The organism is Streptomyces sp. NPDC057543 (assembly GCF_042801895.1).
Classification (GTDB): Bacteria; Actinomycetota; Actinomycetes; order Streptomycetales; family Streptomycetaceae; genus Streptomyces.
Genome location: NZ_JBHVFF010000048.1, coordinates 1 through 21975 on the forward strand (window position 1 = coordinate 1; position 21975 = coordinate 21975).

The 21975-nt window shown below is 70.9% G+C and carries 17 protein-coding genes and 1 pseudogene; 5 read left to right on the forward strand and 13 right to left on the reverse strand.

Features of this window, described 5'->3' with window-relative positions:
• Positions 1 to 417: 417 nt before the first annotated feature.
• Positions 418 to 1425: a stage II sporulation protein M gene (locus tag ACFU8Q_RS11265; protein WP_384451109.1), complete on the reverse strand. Its 1008-nt coding sequence runs from the start codon at positions 1423 to 1425 to the stop codon at positions 418 to 420.
• 120 nt (positions 1426 to 1545) lie between these two features.
• On the opposite strand from ACFU8Q_RS11265, the gene ACFU8Q_RS11270 reads away from it, so the two are divergent.
• Positions 1546 to 2487 (forward strand): RDD family protein, encoded by a 942-nt coding sequence (locus tag ACFU8Q_RS11270; protein ID WP_384451111.1) that lies wholly within the window; start codon positions 1546 to 1548, stop codon positions 2485 to 2487.
• Here the strand turns inward: ACFU8Q_RS11270 and ACFU8Q_RS11275 are convergent.
• The 9 genes and pseudogenes from ACFU8Q_RS11275 to ACFU8Q_RS11315 all read right to left on the reverse strand — a co-directional run bounded on the left by ACFU8Q_RS11275 (position 2484) and on the right by ACFU8Q_RS11315 (position 11637).
• Complete coding sequence (locus ACFU8Q_RS11275; RefSeq protein ID WP_384451114.1) at positions 2484 to 3095, reverse strand: hypothetical protein; 612 nt, start codon at positions 3093 to 3095, stop codon at positions 2484 to 2486. The two genes, ACFU8Q_RS11270 and ACFU8Q_RS11275, sit on opposite strands and share 4 nt — an antisense overlap.
• A 209-nt stretch (positions 3096 to 3304) precedes the next feature.
• Positions 3305 to 4762 (reverse strand): adenosylhomocysteinase, encoded by a 1458-nt coding sequence (gene ahcY, locus ACFU8Q_RS11280; RefSeq protein WP_383757497.1) that lies wholly within the window; start codon positions 4760 to 4762, stop codon positions 3305 to 3307.
• Between the two features lie 335 nt (positions 4763 to 5097).
• Positions 5098 to 6084, reverse strand: a complete 987-nt coding sequence (locus tag ACFU8Q_RS11285; protein ID WP_384451118.1) for a cation diffusion facilitator family transporter — start codon at positions 6082 to 6084, stop codon at positions 5098 to 5100.
• Between the two features lie 88 nt (positions 6085 to 6172).
• Positions 6173 to 7354, reverse strand: coding sequence for a mannose-6-phosphate isomerase, class I (gene manA, locus ACFU8Q_RS11290; RefSeq protein WP_384451120.1), 1182 nt, complete (start codon positions 7352 to 7354; stop codon positions 6173 to 6175).
• A gap of 55 nt (positions 7355 to 7409) precedes the next feature.
• Entirely contained in the window at positions 7410 to 8546 is a 1137-nt protein-coding gene (locus ACFU8Q_RS11295) for an SIS domain-containing protein (protein ID WP_384451123.1), read from the reverse strand.
• 51 nt (positions 8547 to 8597) lie between these two features.
• Positions 8598 to 8780, reverse strand: a complete 183-nt coding sequence (locus ACFU8Q_RS11300; protein WP_383770701.1) for a Trm112 family protein — start codon at positions 8778 to 8780, stop codon at positions 8598 to 8600.
• Between the two features lie 229 nt (positions 8781 to 9009).
• Positions 9010 to 10377 carry a phosphomannomutase/phosphoglucomutase gene (locus tag ACFU8Q_RS11305; RefSeq protein WP_384451126.1) on the reverse strand — a complete coding sequence of 456 codons (1368 nt, stop codon included), beginning with the start codon at positions 10375 to 10377 and terminating at the stop codon, positions 9010 to 9012.
• 119 nt (positions 10378 to 10496) lie between these two features.
• Positions 10497 to 11116 (reverse strand): annotated as a pseudogene (locus tag ACFU8Q_RS11310) (L-lactate permease); the annotation flags it as partial.
• A 140-nt stretch (positions 11117 to 11256) separates the two neighbouring features.
• Positions 11257 to 11637 (reverse strand): DUF3499 domain-containing protein, encoded by a 381-nt coding sequence (locus ACFU8Q_RS11315; protein WP_384451128.1) that lies wholly within the window; start codon positions 11635 to 11637, stop codon positions 11257 to 11259.
• 322 nt (positions 11638 to 11959) lie between these two features.
• Here ACFU8Q_RS11315 and ACFU8Q_RS11320 point away from each other — a divergent pair, with 322 nt between their 5' ends.
• On the forward strand, positions 11960 to 12388 hold the full coding sequence (locus ACFU8Q_RS11320) for a metallopeptidase family protein (RefSeq protein ID WP_384451171.1): 429 nt from the start codon (positions 11960 to 11962) through the stop codon (positions 12386 to 12388).
• A gap of 41 nt (positions 12389 to 12429) precedes the next feature.
• Here the strand turns inward: ACFU8Q_RS11320 and ACFU8Q_RS11325 are convergent, their stop codons facing one another.
• From ACFU8Q_RS11325 to ACFU8Q_RS11335, 3 genes are all read right to left on the reverse strand, one after another.
• Positions 12430 to 13947, reverse strand: coding sequence for a DUF5719 family protein (locus tag ACFU8Q_RS11325; protein WP_384451131.1), 1518 nt, complete (start codon positions 13945 to 13947; stop codon positions 12430 to 12432).
• Positions 13944 to 17768 carry a glycosyltransferase gene (locus tag ACFU8Q_RS11330; RefSeq protein WP_384451134.1) on the reverse strand — a complete coding sequence of 1275 codons (3825 nt, stop codon included), beginning with the start codon at positions 17766 to 17768 and terminating at the stop codon, positions 13944 to 13946. The genes ACFU8Q_RS11325 and ACFU8Q_RS11330 overlap by 4 nt, the downstream gene beginning before the upstream one ends.
• Before the next feature lie 353 nt (positions 17769 to 18121).
• Positions 18122 to 18385: a WhiB family transcriptional regulator gene (locus ACFU8Q_RS11335; RefSeq protein ID WP_030927001.1), complete on the reverse strand. Its 264-nt coding sequence runs from the start codon at positions 18383 to 18385 to the stop codon at positions 18122 to 18124.
• Positions 18386 to 19097: 712 nt separating this feature from the next.
• Between ACFU8Q_RS11335 and ACFU8Q_RS11340 the strand changes: the two genes are divergently transcribed.
• Genes ACFU8Q_RS11340 through ACFU8Q_RS11350 form a run of 3 tightly spaced genes read left to right on the forward strand, consistent with a single transcriptional unit; the run spans position 19098 to position 21926 of the window.
• The gene (locus ACFU8Q_RS11340) at positions 19098 to 19637 is read left to right on the forward strand and encodes a cysteine dioxygenase (RefSeq protein WP_384451137.1); all 540 of its coding nucleotides are present in this window, start codon (positions 19098 to 19100) and stop codon (positions 19635 to 19637) included.
• Positions 19638 to 19650: 13 nt separating this feature from the next.
• A complete protein-coding gene (gene cofD, locus ACFU8Q_RS11345; protein ID WP_384451139.1) occupies positions 19651 to 20607 on the forward strand; it encodes a 2-phospho-L-lactate transferase in 957 nt (318 codons plus the stop codon).
• The gene (locus ACFU8Q_RS11350; protein WP_384451142.1) at positions 20604 to 21926 is read left to right on the forward strand and encodes a coenzyme F420-0:L-glutamate ligase; all 1323 of its coding nucleotides are present in this window, start codon (positions 20604 to 20606) and stop codon (positions 21924 to 21926) included. The genes cofD and ACFU8Q_RS11350 overlap by 4 nt, the downstream gene beginning before the upstream one ends.
• The last annotated feature ends 49 nt before the right edge of the window (positions 21927 to 21975 follow it).

Genomic DNA, 21975 nt, shown 5'->3' on the forward strand with positions numbered 1-21975 from the left:
TGCGTTTCCGACTCTATCAGACTCTTTCGTGTCCGATTCCCGGTCGAAGCGGGGCTGCTTTCCAGTTCTTCGCTTTCGCGTTTCCCTTTCCGGCGGTTCCAACCTTACCAGACTCTTTTTCGTTCCGTTTCCGGTTCGAATTTGAATTCCGGCGGCCTTTGGAATGGCCTTGCCTTTCGGCTGACTCGACTTTACCAGAACCATTCAGCCGAACCGATCGGCTGCGTGACCCGGAAATAAGAGAATCAATGGCTCTGCGGAGATTCCATCTCCGTTGAGAGCGAGGAAGACGTTAACTGTTGGGATCGAACCTGTCCAGTCCGACTCAACCGTTTGAATCTACCTCCCCAGGTCGACCGTGTCAACGGTCTCCCGGGGCGAAGAGGAGACTAGCAGGTCAGCGCGGGTGTACGCACATCAGGCCGCGGCGGGGAGCTCGGCGCTGCGTTCCGTCGGGTCGATGTCGCCCCGGTCGCCTGCGCGGACTGCGCGCCCGCCCAGGACGTAGACGTACGCGAGGAAGGCCAGCTCGGCCGTGATGCCGATGGTGATGCGGCCCCAGGTCGGGAGACCGGAAGGGGTGACGAAGCCTTCGATGACGCCCGAGACGAACAGGACCAGAGCGAGGCCGATGGCCATGCCGATCGCGGCTCGGCCCTGCTGCGCGAGGGCCGAGCGGCGGGTCTGCGGGCCCGGGTCGATGACCGTCCAGCCGAGGCGCAGGCCCGTACCTGCTGCGACAAAGACGGCGGTGAGTTCCAGGAGGCCGTGCGGGAGGATCAGCCCCAGAAAGGTGTCGAGGCGGCCGGCTGAGGACATCAGGCCGATGCCGACGCCGAGGTTGAGCACGTTGACGAAGAGGATCCAGATCACTGGGATGCCCAGGAACGCTCCCAGAACCAGGCACATGGCTGCGGCCTGGGCGTTGTTCGTCCATACCTGGGCCGCGAATGACGCGGCCGGATGGCTGGAGTAGTAGGACTCGTACTCCCCGCCCGGGCTGGTCAGTCGGCGGAGGTCCTCCGGGGCCGCGATGGCCGACTGGACTTCCGGGTGCGTACCTATCCACCAGCCGATGACTGCGGCCAGCAAAGTGGAGAGGACGGCCGTGGGTATCCACCAGTGCCTGGATCGGTAGACCGCGGCAGGGAAGCCGGTGGTCAGGAAGCGCGTGGCGTCGCGCCAGGAGGCACGGCGGGTTCCTGTCACCGTGGACCGGGCGCGGGCGACGAGCTGGGTGAGGCGGGCGGTGAGTATCGGGTCCGGGGTACTGGACTGGAGAAGGGAGAGATGGGTGGCCGTGCGCTGGTAGAGCTCGACGAGCTCGTCGACTTCCTCGCCGGTGAGACGGCCCCCGCGGTGCAGGAGCTGGTCCAGGCGGTCCCACTCGGTGCGGTGGGTGGTCACGAAAACGTCGAGGTCCATGGGCGGCTGCTGCTCCAGGCATGGGTGCGTACGGGTTCGTACTACGGCGGCGCGTTGCGGGTCAGCTTGGCAGACTGAGGTACCGAGGGGCAGGGAAGACCGGCGAAGGATGGGGCGGCGATGAATGAGCTCGTGACCGGGGACGCGGTCGTGCTGGGGCTGCGGCCTGCGAAGTTGCCGAGCCGGGCGCTGGCGCTGGCTATCGACCTTGCCGTAGTGGGGGCGGCGTTCGTCCTGGTGTCGATCGGCTTGGCCATGGCGACGGCGACGCTGGACGAGGCGGCACTCGCGGCGGTGTCCGTGGCGGCCTTTCTGCTGGTGCTCGTGGGCGGGCCGATCGCGGTGGAGACCCTCAGCCATGGGCGTTCGTTGGGGAAGCTGGCGTGCGGGCTGCGCGTGGTACGGGACGACGGAGGACCGATCCGTTTCCGGCATGCGCTGGTACGCGGGGCCATGGGGGTCGTCGAGATTCTGATGACGCTCGGCGTTGTCGCCTGTGTCGCCTCGCTGGTGTCGGCGCGGGGCCGGCGGCTCGGGGACGTGTTCGCGGGAACGCTTGTCGTACGGGAGCGGGTGCCGGCTGGGCGGGCGGCTGCTGTGCCGCCTCCGCCGCCGTGGCTGGTCGGACGGTTCGCGGGTCTGGATCTGTCGGGGGTGCCGGACGGTCTGTGGCTGGCGATACGGCAGTACCTGACGCGGATGCATCAACTCGACGCGCAGGTGGGCCGGTCGATGGCGGAGCGGCTGGCCGCGGAGCTCGCGACGCGGACAGGGGTTCCGGTGCCCGAGGGGGTACCGGCCGGGGCCTATCTGGCGGCCGTGGTGAACGAGCGGCAGGCGCGGGATGCGCGGCGGGTGTTCGTCGCTGCTCGGGACGGTGATCCGCAGTTTGGTGCCGCGCAGGTGGGAAGCGGGGAGATGGAGTGTCGCGCTGACGTGTCCTCGCCGGTGGGGTCCGTGCCGTCTGCGGGAGCTGCGGGGACAGGTGCTCCCGTCGCCCCGGTGGCGGAGGAGGGCGGGGTGGCGGCGTCTGCTGCGACGAGGTTCGCGCCACCTGCCTAGCGCGGTGAGGGTGGGGTTTCCAGGTCTTCGAGCTCGATCCCGGGTGCCGAGAGGACCACGTCGCCGGCGATGTGAACAGTGTGCTGTTCCCCGGTGTCCAGGGCGCTGACCTGGTATTCGTCCACAGTCAGAGGGCCGTTGTCAGTGGCGTGCGCTTCACTGTTCACCAGGGCCCAGGACTGGTCGACGGTGCGGGGGGCGAGGACCGGGTCCGTGAAGGCGACCAGGCGGACGCGGGTCGCGGGGGAATCGGGGGTGAGGCGCAGAAGCCGTGAGGTCGCGATGAGAAATGCGGGGGAAGTGCCGGTGAAGGCGTGGGCGCGCACATTGCCTTCGGTGGCATGGGTACCGGTCGGGTCGGTGCGGACCCAGGTGACGCCTTCGAGGGCGGCGCCGCGGACCTGCCAGCTCGCGGCGTGGAGTTCGAGGCGGATGGGGCGGCCCAGTTCGTCGAGGGTCAGGTCGACGGAACCGAGGTGGTCGCCGGAAGGGGCGGTGATCTGGGAAACGTAGCGCCAGCCGGAGGGGCCGGGGGCGCACTGGAAGTGTTCTTCGCCGAGGAGGGTGTGATCGTGAAGATCGTGGAGCGAATATCGGCCGCGGGGCATGGGGTCCTTCGAGGTTCCTCGGGCTGAGCGGGTGCGATACGGGCGCAGGCCCCCGACACGGGGGTGCGGGGGCCTGCGCTCGTAGCTGCTACTGAGGTTGTTCCGTCTGTCAGCGGCCGGTGGTCACTGACCACGGTGGTCACTGACCGGTGGTCCGGTGGGTCCGATGGTGACGTGTGCGGTCGCTGACGGACGGGATCAGAAGCGGATCAGTAGCGGTAGTGGTCGGGCTTGTACGGGCCTTCGACCTCGACGCCGATGTAGGCGGCCTGCTCGGGGCGGAGGGTCGTGAGCTTCACGCCGAGCGCGTCGAGGTGGAGACGGGCGACCTTCTCGTCCAGGTGCTTGGGCAGCACGTAGACGTCCGTCGGGTACTCCTCGGGCTTGGTGTACAGCTCGATCTGGGCCAGGGTCTGGTCCGCGAACGAGTTGGACATCACGAACGACGGGTGGCCGGTCGCGTTGCCCAGGTTCAGGAGGCGGCCCTCGGACAGCAGGATGAGGACCTTGCCGTCGGGGAAAGTCCAGGTGTGGACCTGCGGCTTGACCTCGTCCTTGACGATGCCGTCGATCTTCGCCAGGCCGGCCATGTCGATCTCGTTGTCGAAGTGGCCGATGTTTCCGACGATGGCCTGGTGCTTCATCTTGGCCATGTCGGCGGCCATGATGATGTCCTTGTTGCCGGTCGTGGTGACGAAGATGTCGGCCTTGTCGACGACCTCGTCGAGGGTGGTCACCTGGTAGCCGTCCATCGCCGCCTGCAGCGCGCAGATCGGGTCGATCTCGGTGATGATCACGCGGGCGCCCTGGCCGCGCAGCGACTCCGCGCAGCCCTTGCCGACGTCGCCATAGCCGCAGACGACCGCGGTCTTGCCGCCGATGAGGGTGTCGGTGGCGCGGTTGATGCCGTCGATCAGGGAGTGGCGGCAGCCGTACTTGTTGTCGAACTTGGACTTGGTGACCGCGTCGTTGACGTTGATCGCCGGGAAGAGGAGGGTGCCGTCGCGATGCATCTCGTACAGGCGGTGCACACCGGTGGTGGTCTCCTCGGTCACACCGCGGATCTCGGAGGCGAGTTGGGTCCACTTCTGCGGGCTCTCACCGAGGGTGCGGTTGAGGAGCGTGAGGATGTGGGCGTACTCCTCGCTGTCCGCCGTCGACGGGTCCGGGGCCGCGCCGGCCTTCTCGAACTCGACGCCCTTGTGGACGAGGAGGGTGGCGTCACCGCCGTCGTCGAGGATCATGTTCGGGCCACCGGTGGGGGTGTTCGGCCAGGTCAGAGCCTGCTCGGTGCACCACCAGTACTCCTCGAGCGTCTCGCCCTTCCAGGCGAAGACCGGGACGCCGGCGGGGGCGTCCGGGGTGCCGTTCGGGCCCACGGCGATGGCCGCGGCAGCGTGGTCCTGGGTGGAGAAGATGTTGCAGGAGGCCCAGCGGACCTCGGCGCCGAGGGCGACCAGGGTCTCGATCAGCACGGCGGTCTGCACGGTCATGTGCAGCGAACCGGTGATGCGGGCACCGGCCAGCGGCTGCGCGGCGGCGTACTCCTTGCGGATCGACATCAGGCCGGGCATCTCGTGCTCGGCGAGGGTGATCTCCTTGCGGCCGAAGGTCGCGAGGGAGAGGTCGGCGACCTTGAAGTCCTGTCGATTGGCGACCGTTGTCATAACGGGCTGCTCCTCGTGATGGGTGTCGAGGTGGGCACGGCTGGCTCTGCGGCGGCGGGCACACGAATGCCCGGACGCTCGCAGCACAGTCCGTCGGAGGCCCTCTCTCCCTCGGCCGGTCCGCGCATACGGACCGATCGACCGCCATCAGCAGCGACGTCTGACACTGCCATCGAATCTACACCGACCGGCCCGGCCGCTCCCAGCCCGCCCGGGAAGGAAGGTGGCCGGGAGGGCATACCGGGAGCGGGCGGGAGGGGGTTGCGGCAGGGGACACAGACGGGAGGCGGTTGGGACGGGAGGTGTGCTTGGGGCCGTAGGGGTGCGTGGGTGGGTCAGTGGTCGGAGGACGTCGGGGAGTTCGGGGCTCCGCCCGGGGTCTTGCCGGGGTTCGTACCGGCTGCGGCGGCCGCCTCGTTGTAGATGTCCGGTTCCAGATAGATGACCCGGGCGATCGGGACGGCTGCGCGGATTCGGGTCTCGGCGGCGTTGATGGCGTTGGCCACTTCGGTGGCCGTGTCGTCGTGCTGTACCGCGATCTTGGCGGCGACCAGCAGCTCTTCCGGGCCGAGGTGGAGCGTGCGCATGTGGATGATGCCGGTGACCGTGTCGCCGTCGACGACCGCGGCCTTGATCTTCTCGACCTGGTCGGTACCGGCGGCCTCACCGAGGAGCAGGGACTTCGTCTCTGCGGCGAGGACGATCGCGATGATGATCAGCAGGACGCCGATGCAGAGGGTGCCGATGCCGTCCCAGACGCCGTTGCCGGTCCCGAGGGCCAGGCCGACGCCCGCGAGGGCGAGCACCAGACCGATCAGCGCGCCGAAGTCCTCCAGGAGGACGACGGGGAGTTCGGGGGCCTTGGCACGGCGGATGAACTCCTTCCAGGAGAGCGATCCGCGGGTCTCGTTGGACTCCTTGATGGCCGTACGGAAGGAGAAGCCCTCGGCGATGATCGCGAAGATGAGCACGCCGACCGGCCAGTACCAGGCCTCGATCTCGTGCGGGTGCTTGATCTTCTCGTAGCCCTCGTACACCGCGAACATGCCACCGACCGAGAACAGCACGATGGAGACGAGGAAGGCGTAGATGTAGCGCTCGCGGCCGTAGCCGAAGGGGTGCTGGGGGGTGGCTTCGCGCTGGGCCTTCTTGCCGCCGAGCAGCAGCAGGCCCTGGTTGCCCGAGTCGGCGACCGAGTGGACGCTCTCCGCGAGCATCGACGACGAGCCACTGAACAGGAACGCCACGAATTTGGCCACTGCGATCGCGAGGTTGGCGCCGAGTGCCGCCACGATCGCCTTGGTTCCGCCTGACGCACTCATGGGTGCCTGGTGTCCCTTCTTCGGTGCTGCGGCTCTGGCGCCGCGGTACGGCCGGACATTGTTGCAGCCAACTGGTGCGGACGGTGCCTCAAGCCACCACAGTCGCGCGGAACAGGGTTCCCGTACCGGACACTTCGACCCTCTCGCCGGAGGGTACGAAGACCGAGGCGCCGGGTGCGAGGTCGAGCGTGCCCGCCTTCGGGGTGCCCGCGGTACAGAGCAGGATCTGCGGGGTGTCCCTGGTCAGGTCGACGGGGTCGGCGCCGGGCGAGAGGTCGAAACGCGAGAGCCGGAATTCGTCCACGGGTGTCTCGTACAGTTCCTCGCCGGACGGGGACGCCTCGGGGCGCAGGACGCCGGGGTCGGTCGCCTCGAAGCGGACGATGCGCAGGAGTTCCGGCACGTCGATGTGCTTGGGCGTGAGTCCACAGCGCAGCACGTTGTCGGAGTTGGCCATGATCTCGACGCCGAGGCCGTCGAGGTAGGCGTGCGGGACGCCGGCGCCGAGGAAGAGGGCTTCGCCGGGCTGGAGCTCTACGTAGTTCAGCAGCATGGCCGCGATGACACCGGGGTCGCCGGGGAAGTGGTGGGCGATGCGGGCGTACGGGGCGTGGACACCGCCGAGGCGTTCGGCGGCCGCGGCTGCCTGGTTCACCGTTTCGGCCATTTCCGCCGGGTCGGCGCCGAGGATCGCGGTGAGCACCTCGCGCAGGGCAGCCTCTTCGGGGTGGGCGCCGAGGAGGTCGACGTACGGCTTGAGGGAATCGACACCGAGTGCCGCCATCGCCTCGGCGGCCTCAGTGGGCCTGCGGAAGCCGCACAGGCCGGCGAAGGGGGTGAGCGCGCAGATCAGCTCGGGCTTGTGGTTGGCGTCCTTGTACGTGCGGTGAGGTGCGTCGATCGGGACGGACCGGCGCTCCTCGTCCTCGTAACCCTGCTTCGCCTGTGCGAGGTCGGGGTGGACCTGGAGGGAGAGCGGGGCGCCGGCGGCGAGCAGTTTGAGGAGGAAGGGCAGGCGGGGGCCGAACTTTTCGACCGTGGCCCGGCCCAGTTCGCGCTCGGGGTCGGCGGCGATGACCTCGGTGAGGGGCCTCTCGGGGCCGGCCTCTCCGGCGCCGGTTGTACGGGTGAGGCGGGAGGGGGCTCCGGGGTGGGCGCCCATCCACATCTCTGCCTGGGGTTCGCCGGTGGGTGCGATGCCGAGCAGCTCGGGGATGGCGGTGGTGGAACCCCAGGCGTAAGGGCGCACGGTGTTGGAGAGCCGGTCCATGGGTTGTCCTTGTCAGGTGCGTGGATCGGGAGTGGCGTACCGGTGGGCGCCTGCGTCAGGCGCGGGCGGCCGACGCCAGCGCCAGGTAGACGGCGGCGAAGTCGGTGACCGCGAGGAGTTCGGCGAGGGCTTCGAGTTCGGTGCCCTCCTCCGGCTCGAGTTCGCTGATCGCCGTGTCGTGACCGAGGGCCAGTTCGCGGGCGGCGGGGCCGGCGCTCAGGCCGCCGCCGGGGCGGTCGCGGAGCAGTACGACGCGGGCGTGCAGGGGCTCCGCCTCGTCGACCCGGTCGCGGAAGAAGTCGTCGGGGTCGGCCCCTGCGGCGAATGTGCCCGCCAGCAGCGCGCCGTGGGCGGGCAGTGCCTCGGGGAGTTCGGCGGCGAGGGCCGGGCGGCCGGACAGCTCGGCCAGGACCGCCGCGAATCTCCGGCCGATCGGGGCCGCCGCGTCGCCCTCCGTCCAGATGAGGGGCAGGCTGTCGGCGAGTTCGGCGGCGAGAGTCTTGGCCGGGTTGCTGTACGTGGCGATGGCCGGACCGCAGCGTTCCGCGGTGCGGTCCAGGCGGTCGGCGACGCTCTGCAGCGCCTCGGCGGGTGCGGTGACCAGGCCGACCCGGTCGAGCAGTGCGAGCAGCGGGGTGAACAGGGCCCAGAGCGTTCCAGGGCCCGCCGCCGACGTCTCGGCGTCGTACTCCCCGTGCGGGGCGGTGGCCATCGGTACGACGAGTCCGTGTGCCCCGTCGGTCGCCTCGCGCAGCGGTGACCGGTGGGGGGCGACCGCGACGACGCTGCAGCCGCGGCGGTATGCCTGTTCGGCGAGGAGGGAGAGGCCCGGCTCGGAACCGTCGGCCGTGACGATCAGCAGCAGGTCGACGGAGCCTGCCCAGCCGGGCAACGTCCAGCGCATCGCGCCCGCGGCCGGGGCGACCCCGGTGGGGCGGATACGGGTGACGGGCGCGGAGGCGCCTGCCAGGGCGGTGATCAGGTCGGCGACGCCGGACGCGGCGGTGCCGGAACCCGCGACGAGTACGGCGCGGGGGCGGCCTTCCGGGCTCAGTGCGGCGATCCCGGCCTCCGCCGCGTGCCGGGCGGCGGTGCGGACCCGGGCCCCGGCCTCGGCGGCGCCGCGGAGCAGTCCGCGGCGGTCGGCTCGGGCCAGGGATTCCGGGGCGTCGAGCAGCGACTCGTCGAGCATGGGGACGGTCCTCCGATCACGTGCTGATCACCGTGCGGGATGCGGATGCCGTTATTCGGGGCGGCGGGCCTCGTCGACGAGGAGGACGGGGATACCGTCCCGTACCGGGTAGGCCAGGCCGCAGTCCTTGCCGGTGCAGACGAGTTCGGGGCTGTCGGCCGCCGACCGGTCGTCGAGCGGAGAGTGGCAGGCCGGGCAGGCGAGGATCTCCAGAAGGCCGGCTTCGAGCGGCATGGGGTGAGTCCCTTCAAGCATTCGGACAAGCGGTTCGGGTTCACGCGGATCGGGCGACGTCAGCCTACCGCCGGGGTACGGGGGGCGCGGCCGGGGTGGGGGTGCGGGATGGTCGAACCGGGGGCCGGGGCGTTGCCTGCGGCGGGCCTGTCCCCGTCTCCGCCCCTTCCCGAAACCGGGGCGCTGCCCCAAACCCCGCGCCTCAAAGGCCGGCGAGGCCGAAAATGTTCTACGAGGCCCGGACCAGTGCCAGTACCTCTTCCCGTACCGCCGTCATCGTCCGTTCGTCACGGGCCTCGACGTTCAGGCGGAGCAGGGGTTCCGTGTTGGAGGCGCGCAGGTTGAACCACCAGTCCGCGGCCGTGACCGTCAGGCCGTCGAGGTCGTCGGTCGTGACTCCGTCACGGGTCGCGAAGGCGTCACGTACCGCCGCCGTGCGGCCCGCCTGGTCGGTGACCGTGGAGTTGATCTCGCCGGATCCGGTGTAGCGGTCGTACTGCGCGACCAGTTCCGACAGCGTGCCCGACTGGCCCCCGAGCGCGGCCAGGACGTGGAGAGCGGCGAGCATGCCCGTATCGGCGTTCCAGAAGTCACGGAAGTAGTAGTGCGCGGAGTGTTCACCGCCGAAGATCGCGCCGTGCTCGGCCATCTCCGCCTTGATGAAGGAGTGGCCCACGCGCGTACGGACCGGGGTGCCGCCGTTCTCGCGGACGACCTCGGGGACCGTGAGGGAGGCGATCAGGTTGTGGATGACGGTGCCCTTGCCGCCGTTGCGGGCGAGTTCCCGGGCCGCGACCAGGGCGGTGATCGCGGACGGGGAGACGCCCGCGCCGCGTTCGTCCACGACGAAGCAGCGGTCGGCGTCGCCGTCGAAGGCGAGGCCCAGGTCGGCGCCCTCGGCCACGACGCGGGCCTGGAGGTCGACGAGGTTCTTCGGGTCGAGCGGGTTGGCCTCGTGGTTGGGGAACGTGCCGTCCAGCTCGAAGTACACCGGTACGAGGTCGACGGGAAGGTTCGCGAAGACGGTCGGGACGGTGTGGCCGCCCATGCCGTTGCCCGCGTCGACGACGACCTTCAGCGGGCGGATCGACGCGAGGTCCACCAGCGACAGCAGGTGCGCTGCGTAGTCGGTGAGCGTCTCGCGCCGGGTGACGGTGCCGGGGGCGGCCGCCGGTCGCGGCGCGCCGGTCTCGGACCACTTCTCGACCAGGGCGCGGATCTCCGAGAGGCCGGTGTCCTGGCCCACGGGTGCGGCGCCCGCGCGGCAGAGCTTGATCCCGTTGTACCGCGCCGGGTTGTGCGAGGCGGTGAACATCGCGCCGGGAAGCCCCAGGCTGCCGGAGGCGAAGTACAACTGGTCGGTCGAGCAGAGGCCGATCAGTGTGACGTCCGCGCCGCGCGCCGCCGCGCCCCGTGCGAAGGCTCCCGAGAGGCCGGGCGACGACGGCCGCATGTCGTGGCCGATCACGATCGCGTCCGCGCCCGTGACCTCGACGAATGCCGCCCCGAACTGTTCGGCCAGCGATTCGTCCCACTGGTCGGGGACCACCCCGCGCACGTCGTACGCCTTGACGATCTGCGACAGATCAGCAGCCACGGGCCGGTCCTCCTGAGATTTCTTCGGACCGCCCAAACTACCCGGCGGCGGTTCGGACGGACCGCGGGGTCTTGTGGTGGTGCGATACAGCGGTGCCGCGGGGTTGGGTGCCGTACCGCTCAGGGCAACATCCAGGCCGGCGCCGCCATGCTCTGTGCCAGCACGATCAGGCACATCACCAACAGCAGTCCCAGGCTCCACGGCAGTACCTTGCGCACCAGGTCGCCCTCCCGTCCGGCCGGGCCGGCCGCCGCGCACGCGATCGTCAGGTTCTGCGGGGAGATCATCTTGCCGAGTACCCCGCCGGAGCTGTTGGCCGCGGCGAGCAGTTGCGGTGACAGGCCCGATTCGTGGGCCGCCGAAACCTGGAGAGCGCCGAAGAGGGCGTCCGCGGAGACGTCGGAGCCCGAGACGGCGACGCGAACCAGCCGAGCACCGGGGAGAGGAAGGCCGGTCCGGCGCCCGCCGCGGCCACGAACTGGCCGATCGTGGCGGCGTGTCCGGAAAGGTTCATGACGTACGCGAGTGCCAGGACGGACGTCACGGTGAGGATCGCGTACCGCAGTTCATGCACCGTGCCCGTCCACTCGCGCGCCGCGTCCCGGGGTCGTACGCCGAGGGCGCCGACGGTGACCAGGCCGGCCAGCAGCACGAGGGTTCCGCCGGTGGCGATGACCGGGAGGGCGAAGAGGTTGGCGCCGACGCGCTCGCCCGCCGGGTTCGCGACGTCGAGGAACGGTCTCACGGATGAGGGAATAGTTGTGTCCACGACAAGTTCGGGTCAATGACCCGAACTGAAAACGTGAACACCCGTACCTGAAAACCCGAACAGGAGATCAGAGGGACCGCAGGCGGTGCGTGCCGTCCGGCACGCCGCACTCAGGAGTCCGGTGAGCGCAGCACCCGCAGATGGCCGCGGCGCGCGACCTCCATCGGATCCGCGGTCTGCGGGCCACCACCGCTCCTGCCGTCGCCGCCGCGGTCGTGCGGCCGCGCCGCTTCCCGTACGGCATTGGCGAGCGCTTCGAGATCGTCACCGCTGGGGCGGGTGGGGGCGGAGGGGTCGGAGAGCCTGACGACTTCCCAGCCACGTGGCGCGGTCAGCCGCTCACTGTGCTCGGCACAGAGGTCGTAGCAGTGGGGCTCGGCGTAGGTGGCGAGCGGGCCGAGGACCGCAGTCGAGTCGGCATAGACGTACGTCAGTGTCGCGACGGCAGGGCGGCCGCACGCGGTGCGCGAACAGCGACGTACAGGGCTCACGATGTTGGACGGTACCGCACTCTTGAGCGGGCTGCGACGACTCTCCCTCAGGTCACCCCACCGTGTCGCCCTGTGACCTCCGGCCCGACCGCCCTCCGGGCAGCCCTCCTGACCTGCGGACGAAGACAGAAGCACAGATCGTGCCGGCAACGATTCCGGTCACCACTTGGCACAAAAGCTGTCATTCACCAAGAGACCAACGGTCAGGAGCAGGGCCTGAAACGGGCTCCGGCCTGGCCGGATTGTTCAGGATTGGACATGCCGACGCCCTGTCAGGGAGCGGCGATCCGCCTGCCCGGCGGAGAGTTACCCTGCGTCAGTGATGGACAGTCCCGTACCGCCCCACCCGTCCGAGCCGCGCCCGCGCCGTCGTGACCGCCATGGCCGCGGCATGCGCGGGCCCGTCGCCCCGCCCCAGGTGCCGCTCTCGGCCAGCAGGGCGGAGAACTTCCGCGATCTCGTGCAGGACTCGGTGGAGCGGCTGGAGCGGCGCTGGCCGCAGCTGGCCGAGGTCGACTTCATGGTGCTCGATGTGCCGGGGACGCAGGAGGAGACCGTTCCGCTGGGACGCGCGGTCTCCGCGAAGAAGGACCGGCCCGCGCAGATCGTCATCTACCGGCGGCCCGTCGAGATCCGTACCAAGAACCGTGACGAGCGTGCCCTGCTGGTGCACGAGGTCGTGGTGGAGCAGGTCGCGGAGCTGCTCGGGCTGTCACCGGAGTCGGTGGATCCGCGGTACGGGCAGGAGTAGGCCCGGCAGGGCGGCCGGCGCCCGCCCACCCGTACCGCCGCTCAGTCGTCCAGGACCGACAGGTCCTGTTCGACCGCGGGTACCTCGACCGTTCCGCCGTCGTACGGCAGGGTCTGCACGGTGAACATCTCGACGCCGTCCTGCGGGAGGCTGAGCGTGCGTGCGGCATGGACCGGGCCGCCCGACTCCGTCCGGATCGTCAGCGCGTAGCCGCCCTTGAGCCCGGACGGTACGGGCGGGGTCACCGCGAGCGTCGTACCGCCCTTGACCGTGTACGTCTTGACGGTCTGTTCGCCGCCCTCGCTGCCCGCGGAGGCGATGACCTTCACGGTGGCGGTGGCGCCCGGCGCGGTGAGCGAGAGGGTCGATCCCTTGGCCCGGTTGTCGGCCACGGTGGCCTGCGCGCCCACCGGACCGGTCGCCGGGATGTAGCCGACCTCCTGCCCGTCGCCCTTGCCGCGGACCACGCGCAGCGCGGCCACCACCGGGGTGCCCTTTCCGCCCTTGGCCGGGGTCAGCAGCAGGGAGCCGGCTTCGCCCCTGGTGATGTCCTTCAGGTCGACGCCCGCGGTCATCCTCGACTTGACGTGGAGCTCCTCGTGCCCGACCGGGGAGATCGCGCCGTTCTTGCTGAGAAGTTTCACCTTCAGATCGGCGTCGTCGTCGCCGGGGGCGAAGGCCACCAGACGGACCGAGGTGGCATCCGCCGGAATACCGGGGAGCACCAGGGTGCCCGCCGGGTCGGCCGAGGCGGCCAGCCAGTCGCTGCCCGTCGCCTCGTCCGCGGTCCTGACGACCGCGCCGACACGTCCGGTACGGGTGGTGACGTGGACGGTCACGTCCACGGCCGCCTCGCTGGTCAGCGTGGAGATCAGGACCGGGACGCTGGACCTGGCCGGCACCGTGATGCCCTCGCCGACGTCGGACTTGAGGGTGCCGTCCGGGCCGTACAGCTCGATGTCGGCGACGGCCGCGGTGTCGTCCGGGTTGGTGAGGTGGACGTAGTCCTCGCGGGACTTCGCGGTGCTCGCGGCCGGGAACCAGAAGTTCGTGTCGGGTGCGGTGCAGCTGACGCCGAGGAGGCCACGGGAGCCGCCCGCCTCGACCGTGGTGGTCTGCTGGCTGGTCCAGCCGGGGGCCAGACGTCCGGTGGCGGTGCCGACGAGCGCGGGGGCGCCGGCGCCGGACACGTCGGCGGTGGCCGGTTTCCCGGGCTCCTTGAGGGAGACGACCGGCTTTTCGGGATCCGCCTTTTTCTTGCCCTTCTCGTCCTTCTTCTTGTTCCCGTCCTCGGCGGTGGCGGACGCGGACTGCTTCAGTTCGGCTGTCCCGGCCTCGCCGTCACTGCCGCCCGCCGGGGTGAAGGAGGTGTACGTCGTCTCCGCGAGGTCCGAGAGACCGGGCGCCGGGCAGAGCAGGCTGGACCGTTCCACCGGCAGCCGGGTGGCGGCCTTCGCCTCCGTCGTACCCCCGTCGCCGGGCGCGGTGAGCGCGGCGAACCCGGTGACGGCGGCAAGGGCTGCGGCGCCCGCGATGAGGGACAGGCTGGTGGACTTCACTCGGACTCGCCTCGCGATGCGTTACCGGTCGGCCAAGGGTGCTGGCCGGGGGCGGGGTTCTCGTCGGGGTTCTGCGGGTCGTACGGGCCCTGCCCGCCGTAGCCGGCCTGGGGGTCGTAGGGGGCCTGCGGGTCGTACTGCGGGGCGTACGGGGCCTGCGGGTCGTACTGCTGCTGTTGTTGTTGCTGCTGCTGCTGCTGCTGCTGCTGGGCGTAGCCGTACGGGTCGTAGGCGTCCTGCTGGTACGGGTCCGTGGCGGCCTGGTGCTCGTGCTGCGTGCCGTACTGGCCGTCCTGGTACTGCTGCTCGCCCTGGTACTGCTGGTAGTCGGCGCCCTGGTACTGCTGCGCGTCCCATTCGCCGTACTGCTGCTGCGGCACCGCCGCGTACTGACCGCTGTCGGCCTGCGGAGCGAAGACGTCCCCGTCGTCGCTCCGCTGCGGATCCGGCTGCGCCTGCTGAGGCTCGGTGGTCTGCTGGGCGGGGATGTACTGGCCCGCCTCGTCCGGTGCCTCCTCGGCGCTCCCGCTCCCGGCCTGCTCCGACTCCGCTTCCGCCTGGGCGGCCGCGCGGAGCCTGCGTGCCCGGCGCCCCTCGCCCGCGACCGGCTCCGTGGGGACCGTCACGGCCTCCTCGGGCAGGTCGTCGTCGATCTCCCGGCGGCGGCCCGGCAGGGCGAGGACCAGCAGGACCACGGCCAGCGCGCTCTGGGCCCAGATCCAGGCGGTGTGGGTGAGCGGGGTGTCGTACGTGAGGTCCAGCGCGCCGCCCTCGGCGGGGAGCTCGAAGCCCTGGGCCCAGCCGTCGACCGTCTTACGGGTCAGTGCCCGGCCGTTCAGCGTGGCCTGCCAGCCGGGGTCGGCGGCATCCGCGATCCGCAGGACCCGGCCGGAACCGCCCGCCGGGATCTTGGTGTGCGCCTCGACGGGGAGGGCGCCCACGGGCAGCGGTTCGGCGTCGGCGCCCGACGGGACGATCATGACGCGGGCGACCTGCCGGTCGACCCGCCACAGCGCGCTGCCGTCCAGCTGGCTCAGCCTGCTGAGGCCCGGGGTCGCGTCGAGGACCCGGCTCATCTCCTTCGGAGCGCCGTCCCGTACCAGTACGTAACGGATCGCGAAGCCGCTGAGCTGGCTGCCCTGGTCGGCGCCGGAACCCGCGACCAGGTTGGCGACGACCTTGTCGAGGTGGCTGTTGCCGCCGCCCGCCTCGGCCAGTTCGGCGTCGCCGAGCCGCGCGCCGGAGCCGCGTACCAGGGTGTACGAGACGGCGGCGGGCGAGGTGCCGCCCAGGACCAGGGTGCGCGGCTGGTCGCGGGTGGTGCTCTCCTCCGCGACGAACGCCGGCACCTGCACCGGGTCGCGGCGCTCCAGCGGGCCCGCCGCGCCGCCGATCATCCAGCCGACGGCGGCCAGCGCCGGGGCGAGGCCCGCGGCGAGGGCGATCAGCGCGGCGACGGGTTGGCGCCAGCCGAAGCTGAGCTCGGCGACGCGTACCCGGGCGCCGTCCGCGCCCACCAGCGCGGCGGCGATCAGCGCGATGCCGTAGACGAGGGTGGCGGGGCCCGCCCAGCCCGAGCCGTTGGCGAGCGCGGCGAAGACCAGCGCCACGAGCGCGACGGCCCACGCGGTGCGCACCGCGAACCGCCGTTCCCCGCGCAGCAGCGCGGCCAGCGCGGCGAGCACGATGCCGAGCAGCAGCACACTGCCCGCGGCCTTGGGACCGCCGGGGCTGATGCCGAGCAGATCGAGTGCCGAGGCGGTGCCCGTACCGAGGTCCAGGCCTGCCTCCTTCAGGAAGCCGGCGGGGCTGCTGAGGAGCGAGAGCGACCAGGGCGCGAGGACGAGCAGCGGCGTGCCGATCGCGGCGAGGAAGCGGAGCCCGTACGCGACGATGTCGTCGCGGCGCAGTGCGAGCACACCGATGCCGAGGACCACCGCGAGCGGCCAGACGATGGGCGTGAACGCCATCGCGAAGGTGAGGAGCAGGGTGTACGCCCAGGTGGCGCGCCAGCTGCCCCGGGCGTCGCCGCCGGCCAGCATGCCGTGCGCGGAGACGGCGGCGCGGGCGATCAGCGGGAGCAGAACGGCCAGGACGGCGGTGCCGAGGCGGCCGGTCGCCAGTGCGCCGGTCGCGGCCGGCAGGAAGGCGTACGCGATGCTCGCCCAGGCCCGCAGCAGCCTCGATTCGAGCAGCGGCCGGGAGACGAAGTACGCGGTCAGTCCGGCGAGCGGGACCGAGCAGACCAGCAGCAGCGTGAGCGCGAAGCCGGTCGAGCCGAGGAACAGCGCGGACATGGCCGAGATGACAGCGAGATAGGGCGGCGCGGTCTGTGTGCCGCCGGTGCCGACCGGATGCCAGCCGTCCGCGTACGCGCCCCACAGGCCGGAGGCGTCGGCGGGCGCGGGCAGCAGCGCGCCGCCCGCGAGCGCTCCGCCGCCGAGCAGGCCGCGACACGCGACGAGCGAGACGAACAGCAGGATGGCGAAGAGCACCGGGCCCGGCCTGCGCCCGATCCGCTTCAGCCGCGCGAACTGCTCGATCTCCAGGAAGTCGGCGTCGTCGCCGCCGGGACCGGACTCCACGGCACCGTGCCGCGAGCCGCCCGCGTCGGCGTCGGAGCCGCTGCCGAAGTTTCCGGCGACCTGTTCGACGGTGGCACGGACGGTGGCACCGGGCGGCGGGAAGAGGCCGCGCAGTTCGGCCTGGTCGACGGCGCCCCTGCCGCGGCTGCGCCGGGCCGCGAGGATCCGTCCGGGGCGCAGCAGGGTGCCGAAGAGCCCGGCGACCTCGTCGAGAGCCTGGCCGGGCACCTTGCCGACGAGATAGGCGAGAGTACGCAGCAGCGTCCCGACGACGAGCCGGAGCATCACCCACGGCAGGGCCTTGGCGCGTGCGTTGACCAACATCGTGTAGACGGCGCCGGCCTTGTCGACGCGATGCGGGGAGGCGACCGAGCGTCCCGCGCAGTCGATGGGGCGACGCTCGCGGGCGGAGGCCTCGGCATGCCTGAGGACGGCGTCGGGGGCGACGAGCACCCGGTGTCCTGCCGTGTGGGCGCGCCAGCACAGGTCGACGTCGTCACGCATCAGCGGGAGCCTGCGGTCGAACCCGCCGAGCTCCTCCCAGATGTCACGGCGGATCAGCATGCCCGCAGTGGATACGGAGAGCACGGTACGGACCTGGTCGTGCTGGCCCTGGTCCTGCTCGCGCCGGTCGAGTCCGGTCCAGCGGCGGCCGCTGTTGGCGATGGAGACGCCGACTTCGAGCAGCTGCCTGCGGTCGTACCAGCCGCGGAGTTTGGGGCCGACGATCGCGGCGTGCGGGTCGTTGTCGACGACACGCAGCAGCTCGGCGAGCGCGTCGGGCTCGGGTGCGCAGTCGTCGTGGAGCAGCCAGAGCCACTGCACCGGTTCGCCGTGCGGCAGTTCGGGCAGGTCGTACGCGTCGTCGCGCCAGGTCCTGCTGACGGGGTCCCAGCTGCTGGGGCGCTTCAGGTACGGCAGGTCCTCGGGGGTGAGGAGACCGGCCGTGCGGGTCGCCTCGTCGACGGCGGTGCCGAAGCTCGTACGGCGCGCGAGGTGCAGGACGCGTTCGGCGCCGAGTGCCTCGGTGACCAGCCGCGCGGAGTCGTCGGCGCTGCCGGTGTCGGCGGCGACGACGTTCTGTACGGGGCGTTCCTGCCCGAGCAGCCCGGCGATCGCGTCGGGCAGCCAGCGTGCGCCGTCATGGGAGACGAGCACGGCGGTGACGACGTGCCGGGGGAACTCTGGGGCGGCGGCGGCCGCGTACGGCGCCGTCTGTTGGCTGTGCACGGACATCGAGGTACGGGCCCTCCGGCCGGGTCCGGGGGACGTCCCCCGGGGGCTGCATCGGTGTACACGCGCGCTCCGTCGGGGCGTTGGCGCGTCTCGGACGGAGCCCCACACTAACGGTACGGATAACCACGCCGGCGCCGAGCGGTTGAACGAGGGCTGCGACGGGGAGGGGCGGGCGACGGCGGACATGGCGATGGCCCGTCGCCTGCGGGCAGGATGCAGGCGACGGGCCATGGTCGGTCTCGGTTCGATGCGCGGCCGGTGCTCGGGGCGTCGTGATCCGGTGCGCGGTGTTCTGTTGTCGCGGCGCTCGGCGGCGCCGGCTGCCGCGGCGGTCCGTTGCGCGGCGGTTCGCGTCAGACAGCGGCCTTCTTCAAGCGGCGCCGTTCACGTTCCGAGAGGCCGCCCCAGATCCCGAACCGTTCATCATTGGAAAGCGCGTACTCAAGGCATTCGGACCGGACTTCACAGGCGAGACAGACCTTCTTGGCCTCGCGGGTGGATCCGCCCTTCTCAGGGAAGAAGGACTCGGGATCGGTCTGCGCGCACAGTGCGCGCTCCTGCCAGCCGAGTTCCTCGTCCGCGTCCTCGACCAGCAGTTGCTGGAACAGCTCGGTCATGTGCGCCCCTCGTCTGTCTCTTGCGTCCCCGTGATGCAGCCGTTACTGATTGCGGCCGAACGACACGAGTGAAATTACAAGTGTGTAGCTCCGGGCCAGTCAAGCGAAGATCTGCTATTGGCCCCGGTATTCACCCTGCGGAACCAAGCGTATGCGGAAAGTGTTCAAATCACCAAAAACCTGACATATGCCACCGGCCTCACCTCGGCCCCTTCTCTCACTCAGTGAGACGACCGGGACCGGCGCCATGTTTCGATTCGATCACCGAAGCGACCAAGATCACAGTCGGGTCACAAGACCCCAACGACGTTTGCGGACACGGTTGATGCGCCACATCTCCGCCGTAGAGACCACGCAAACCTTTCCTCGCCACCGGTAACCGGATGAGGTGAAACATTACCCCCAAATCGGGCATTGGGTTGACAGTGGCGGGTCGAGCCGGTCTCCTTGACTGCATGCCAGCGACCGCAGCGATGTACGCCACCCACGTCCGTGGGTTCCGTACTGCTGTCCAGGCCCGCTGTTGCTGTTCCAGCTGTCGTAGCTGTTGACGCCGTAGGGCTCCGATCCGGTCCGGCCCGGCTTCCAGCACCTCTTGCGCAGAGCTTCCTCGCTGAGCGACTCCGTAGGGTCTTCTCTCCGCGTTTCCGTGGCTCTCAGGTCTCCGTGACACCCCGCACATGCACCCCCATGCCGAGGAACCACCGCTTCCATGAACAGCGACAGCGACCTTCAGATCGCCGGCGACATCCTCGAGGTCCAGCACCTCCTCCAGCCGGCCCGCGAGCACCCTTCCACCGTGGCCGAGTTCGTCGGGCTCGCCCGCGCCATCGCCGCCGACCGCGCACAGTGGGCGCCGCTCGTCCGGTACGACACCACGACCCGCTGGTACCACCGGCTGCGCACCGTTCCTCAGGCTCTCGGCTCCGCTCGAGCAGGGCAGACCCCACTCGGCTACGAGGTGTGGCTGCTCAGCTGGGTGCCCGGCCAGGGCAGCGGACGCCACGACCACGGCCCGTCCTCCGGCGTACTGACCGTCCTGGACGGCCGGTTGACCGAGCACACCGAACGCGGCACGCGGACACTGGCCCCCGGCGCACAGCGCGTCTTCGCACCCGGCTACGTGCACGAAGTGGTCAACGACTCCATCGAACCGGCCGTCAGTCTGCACATCTACTACCCGGGTCTGACCGAGATGCCGATGCGCGCGGCGCAATGCGCCCCGGCGACCGTGGATGTCGTACCCGCCTGACAAACTGCTGTGCATGCGCATTGTGGTTCTGGCCGGCGGTATCGGTGGTGCTCGTTTCCTGCGTGGCCTCAAGCAGGCCGCGCCCGACGCGGACATCACCGTGATTGGCAATACCGGTGACGACATCCATCTGTTCGGGCTGAAGGTCTGCCCCGACCTCGACACCGTGATGTACACCCTCGGCGGTGGCATCAACGAGGAGCAGGGCTGGGGGCGTACGGACGAGAGTTTCCACGTCAAGGAGGAGCTCGCGGCGTACGGCGTGGGGCCCGAGTGGTTCGGTCTCGGCGACCGCGACTTCGCGACGCACATCGTCCGCACGCAGATGCTGGGCGCGGGCTATCCGCTGAGCGCCGTCACGGAGGCGCTCTGCGCGCGTTGGAAGCCGGGCGTCCGGCTGCTGCCGATGTCCGACGACCGGGTCGAGACGCATGTCGCGGTCGACATGGACGGCGAGCGCAGAGCGATCCACTTCCAGGAGTACTGGGTGAAGCTGCGTGCCTCGGTCGAGGCGCAGGCGGTCGTGCCGGTCGGGGCCGAGCAGGCCGAGCCGGCGCCGGGCGTGCTGGAGGCCATCGCCGAGGCCGATGTCATCCTCTTCCCGCCGTCCAACCCCGTCGTCTCGGTGGGGACGATCCTCGCCGTGCCCGGGATCCGGGAGGCGATCGCCGAGGCCGGGGTGCCGGTCGTCGGCCTCTCCCCCATCGTCGGGGACGCGCCCGTGCGCGGGATGGCGGACAAGGTACTCGCCGCGGTGGGCGTCGAGTCGACGGCGTCGGCCGTGGCCCGGCACTACGGCTCCGGGCTGCTCGACGGGTGGCTCGTCGACACGGTGGACGCCGGGGCGGTCGACGAGGTGGAGGCCGCGGGCATCCGGTGCCGTTCCGTGCCGCTGATGATGACCGATGCCGACGCGACGGCGGAGATGGCGCGGCAGGCGTTGGTGCTGGCCGAGGAGGTACGGGCGTGAGCACCGAGGCCTCCGGTGAGGCGCCCTCGTACCGGGTCTGGGCGCTGCCCGGGATGCCCGAGGTGCGGGCCGGGGACGATCTGGCGAAGCTGATCGCCGCCACCGGACCGGGGCTGGTCGACGGTGACGTCCTGCTGGTCACATCGAAGATCGTCTCCAAGGCGGAGGGCCGGATCGTCGAGGCCACCGACCGGGAAGCGGCGATCGACGCCGAGACGGTAAGGGTGGTGGCGCGGCGCGGCCCGCTGCGGATCGTGGAGAACCGGCAGGGCCTCGTCATGGCCGCGGCCGGGGTCGACGCCTCGAACACACCTGCCGGAACGGTGCTGTTGCTGCCCGAGGATCCGGACGCCTCGGCGCGCGCCATCCGGGACGGGCTGCGGGACACCCTCGGCGTCGAGGTCGGGGTCGTCGTCACGGACACCTTCGGGCGGCCGTGGCGCAACGGGCTGACCGATGTCGCGATCGGGGCGGCCGGCGTCCTGGTGCTGGACGATCTGCGGGGCGGTACGGACGCGTACGGCAATCCGCTGAGCGCGACCGTGGTCGCCACCGCCGATGAGCTGGCCTCGGCCGGTGATCTGGTCAAGGGCAAGGCTTCGGGGCTGCCGGTCGCGGTGGTCCGGGGGCTCGGCCATGTCGTGGACCCGACGGATGCCGCGGGCGGGGCCCGGGCGATGGTGCGGGTCGCTGCCGATGACATGTTCCGGCTCGGTACGTCCGAGGCGGTACGGGAGGCGGTGACCCTGCGGCGTACGGTGCGCGAGTTCACCGACGACCCGGTGGACCCGGAAGCGGTGCGGCGGGCCGTGGCCGCGGCGGTGACGGCACCGGCGCCGCATCACACGACGCCGTGGCGCTTCGTACTCCTGGAGTCCGAGGGGGCGCGGACCCGGCTGCTCGACGCGATGCGGGATGCGTGGATCGCGGATCTGCGCCGGGACGGCCGCGGCGAGGAATCGATCGCGAAGCGGGTACGGCGGGGCGATGTACTGCGCCGCGCGCCGTACCTGGTGGTGCCGTGCCTGGTGATGGACGGCTCCCACACGTACGGGGACGAGCGGCGGGACACGGCGGAGCGCGAGATGTTCGTGGTCGCCGCGGGGGCCGGCATCCAGAACTTCCTGGTGGCGCTGGCGGGCGAGCGGCTCGGCTCGGCGTGGGTGTCGTCGACGATGTTCTGCCGCGATGTGGTGCGGGAGGTGCTGGAACTGCCGGAGTCGTGGGACCCGTTGGGGGCGGTTGCGGTGGGGCGTCCGGCGGTGGCGCCCGCGGCGCGGGCGGCGCGGAGTGCGGAGGAGTTCGTCGCGGTGCGGTGAGAGGCGCTCAGGTGACCTCCGATCGGAAAGCGGACGCGGTCTGAGGCAT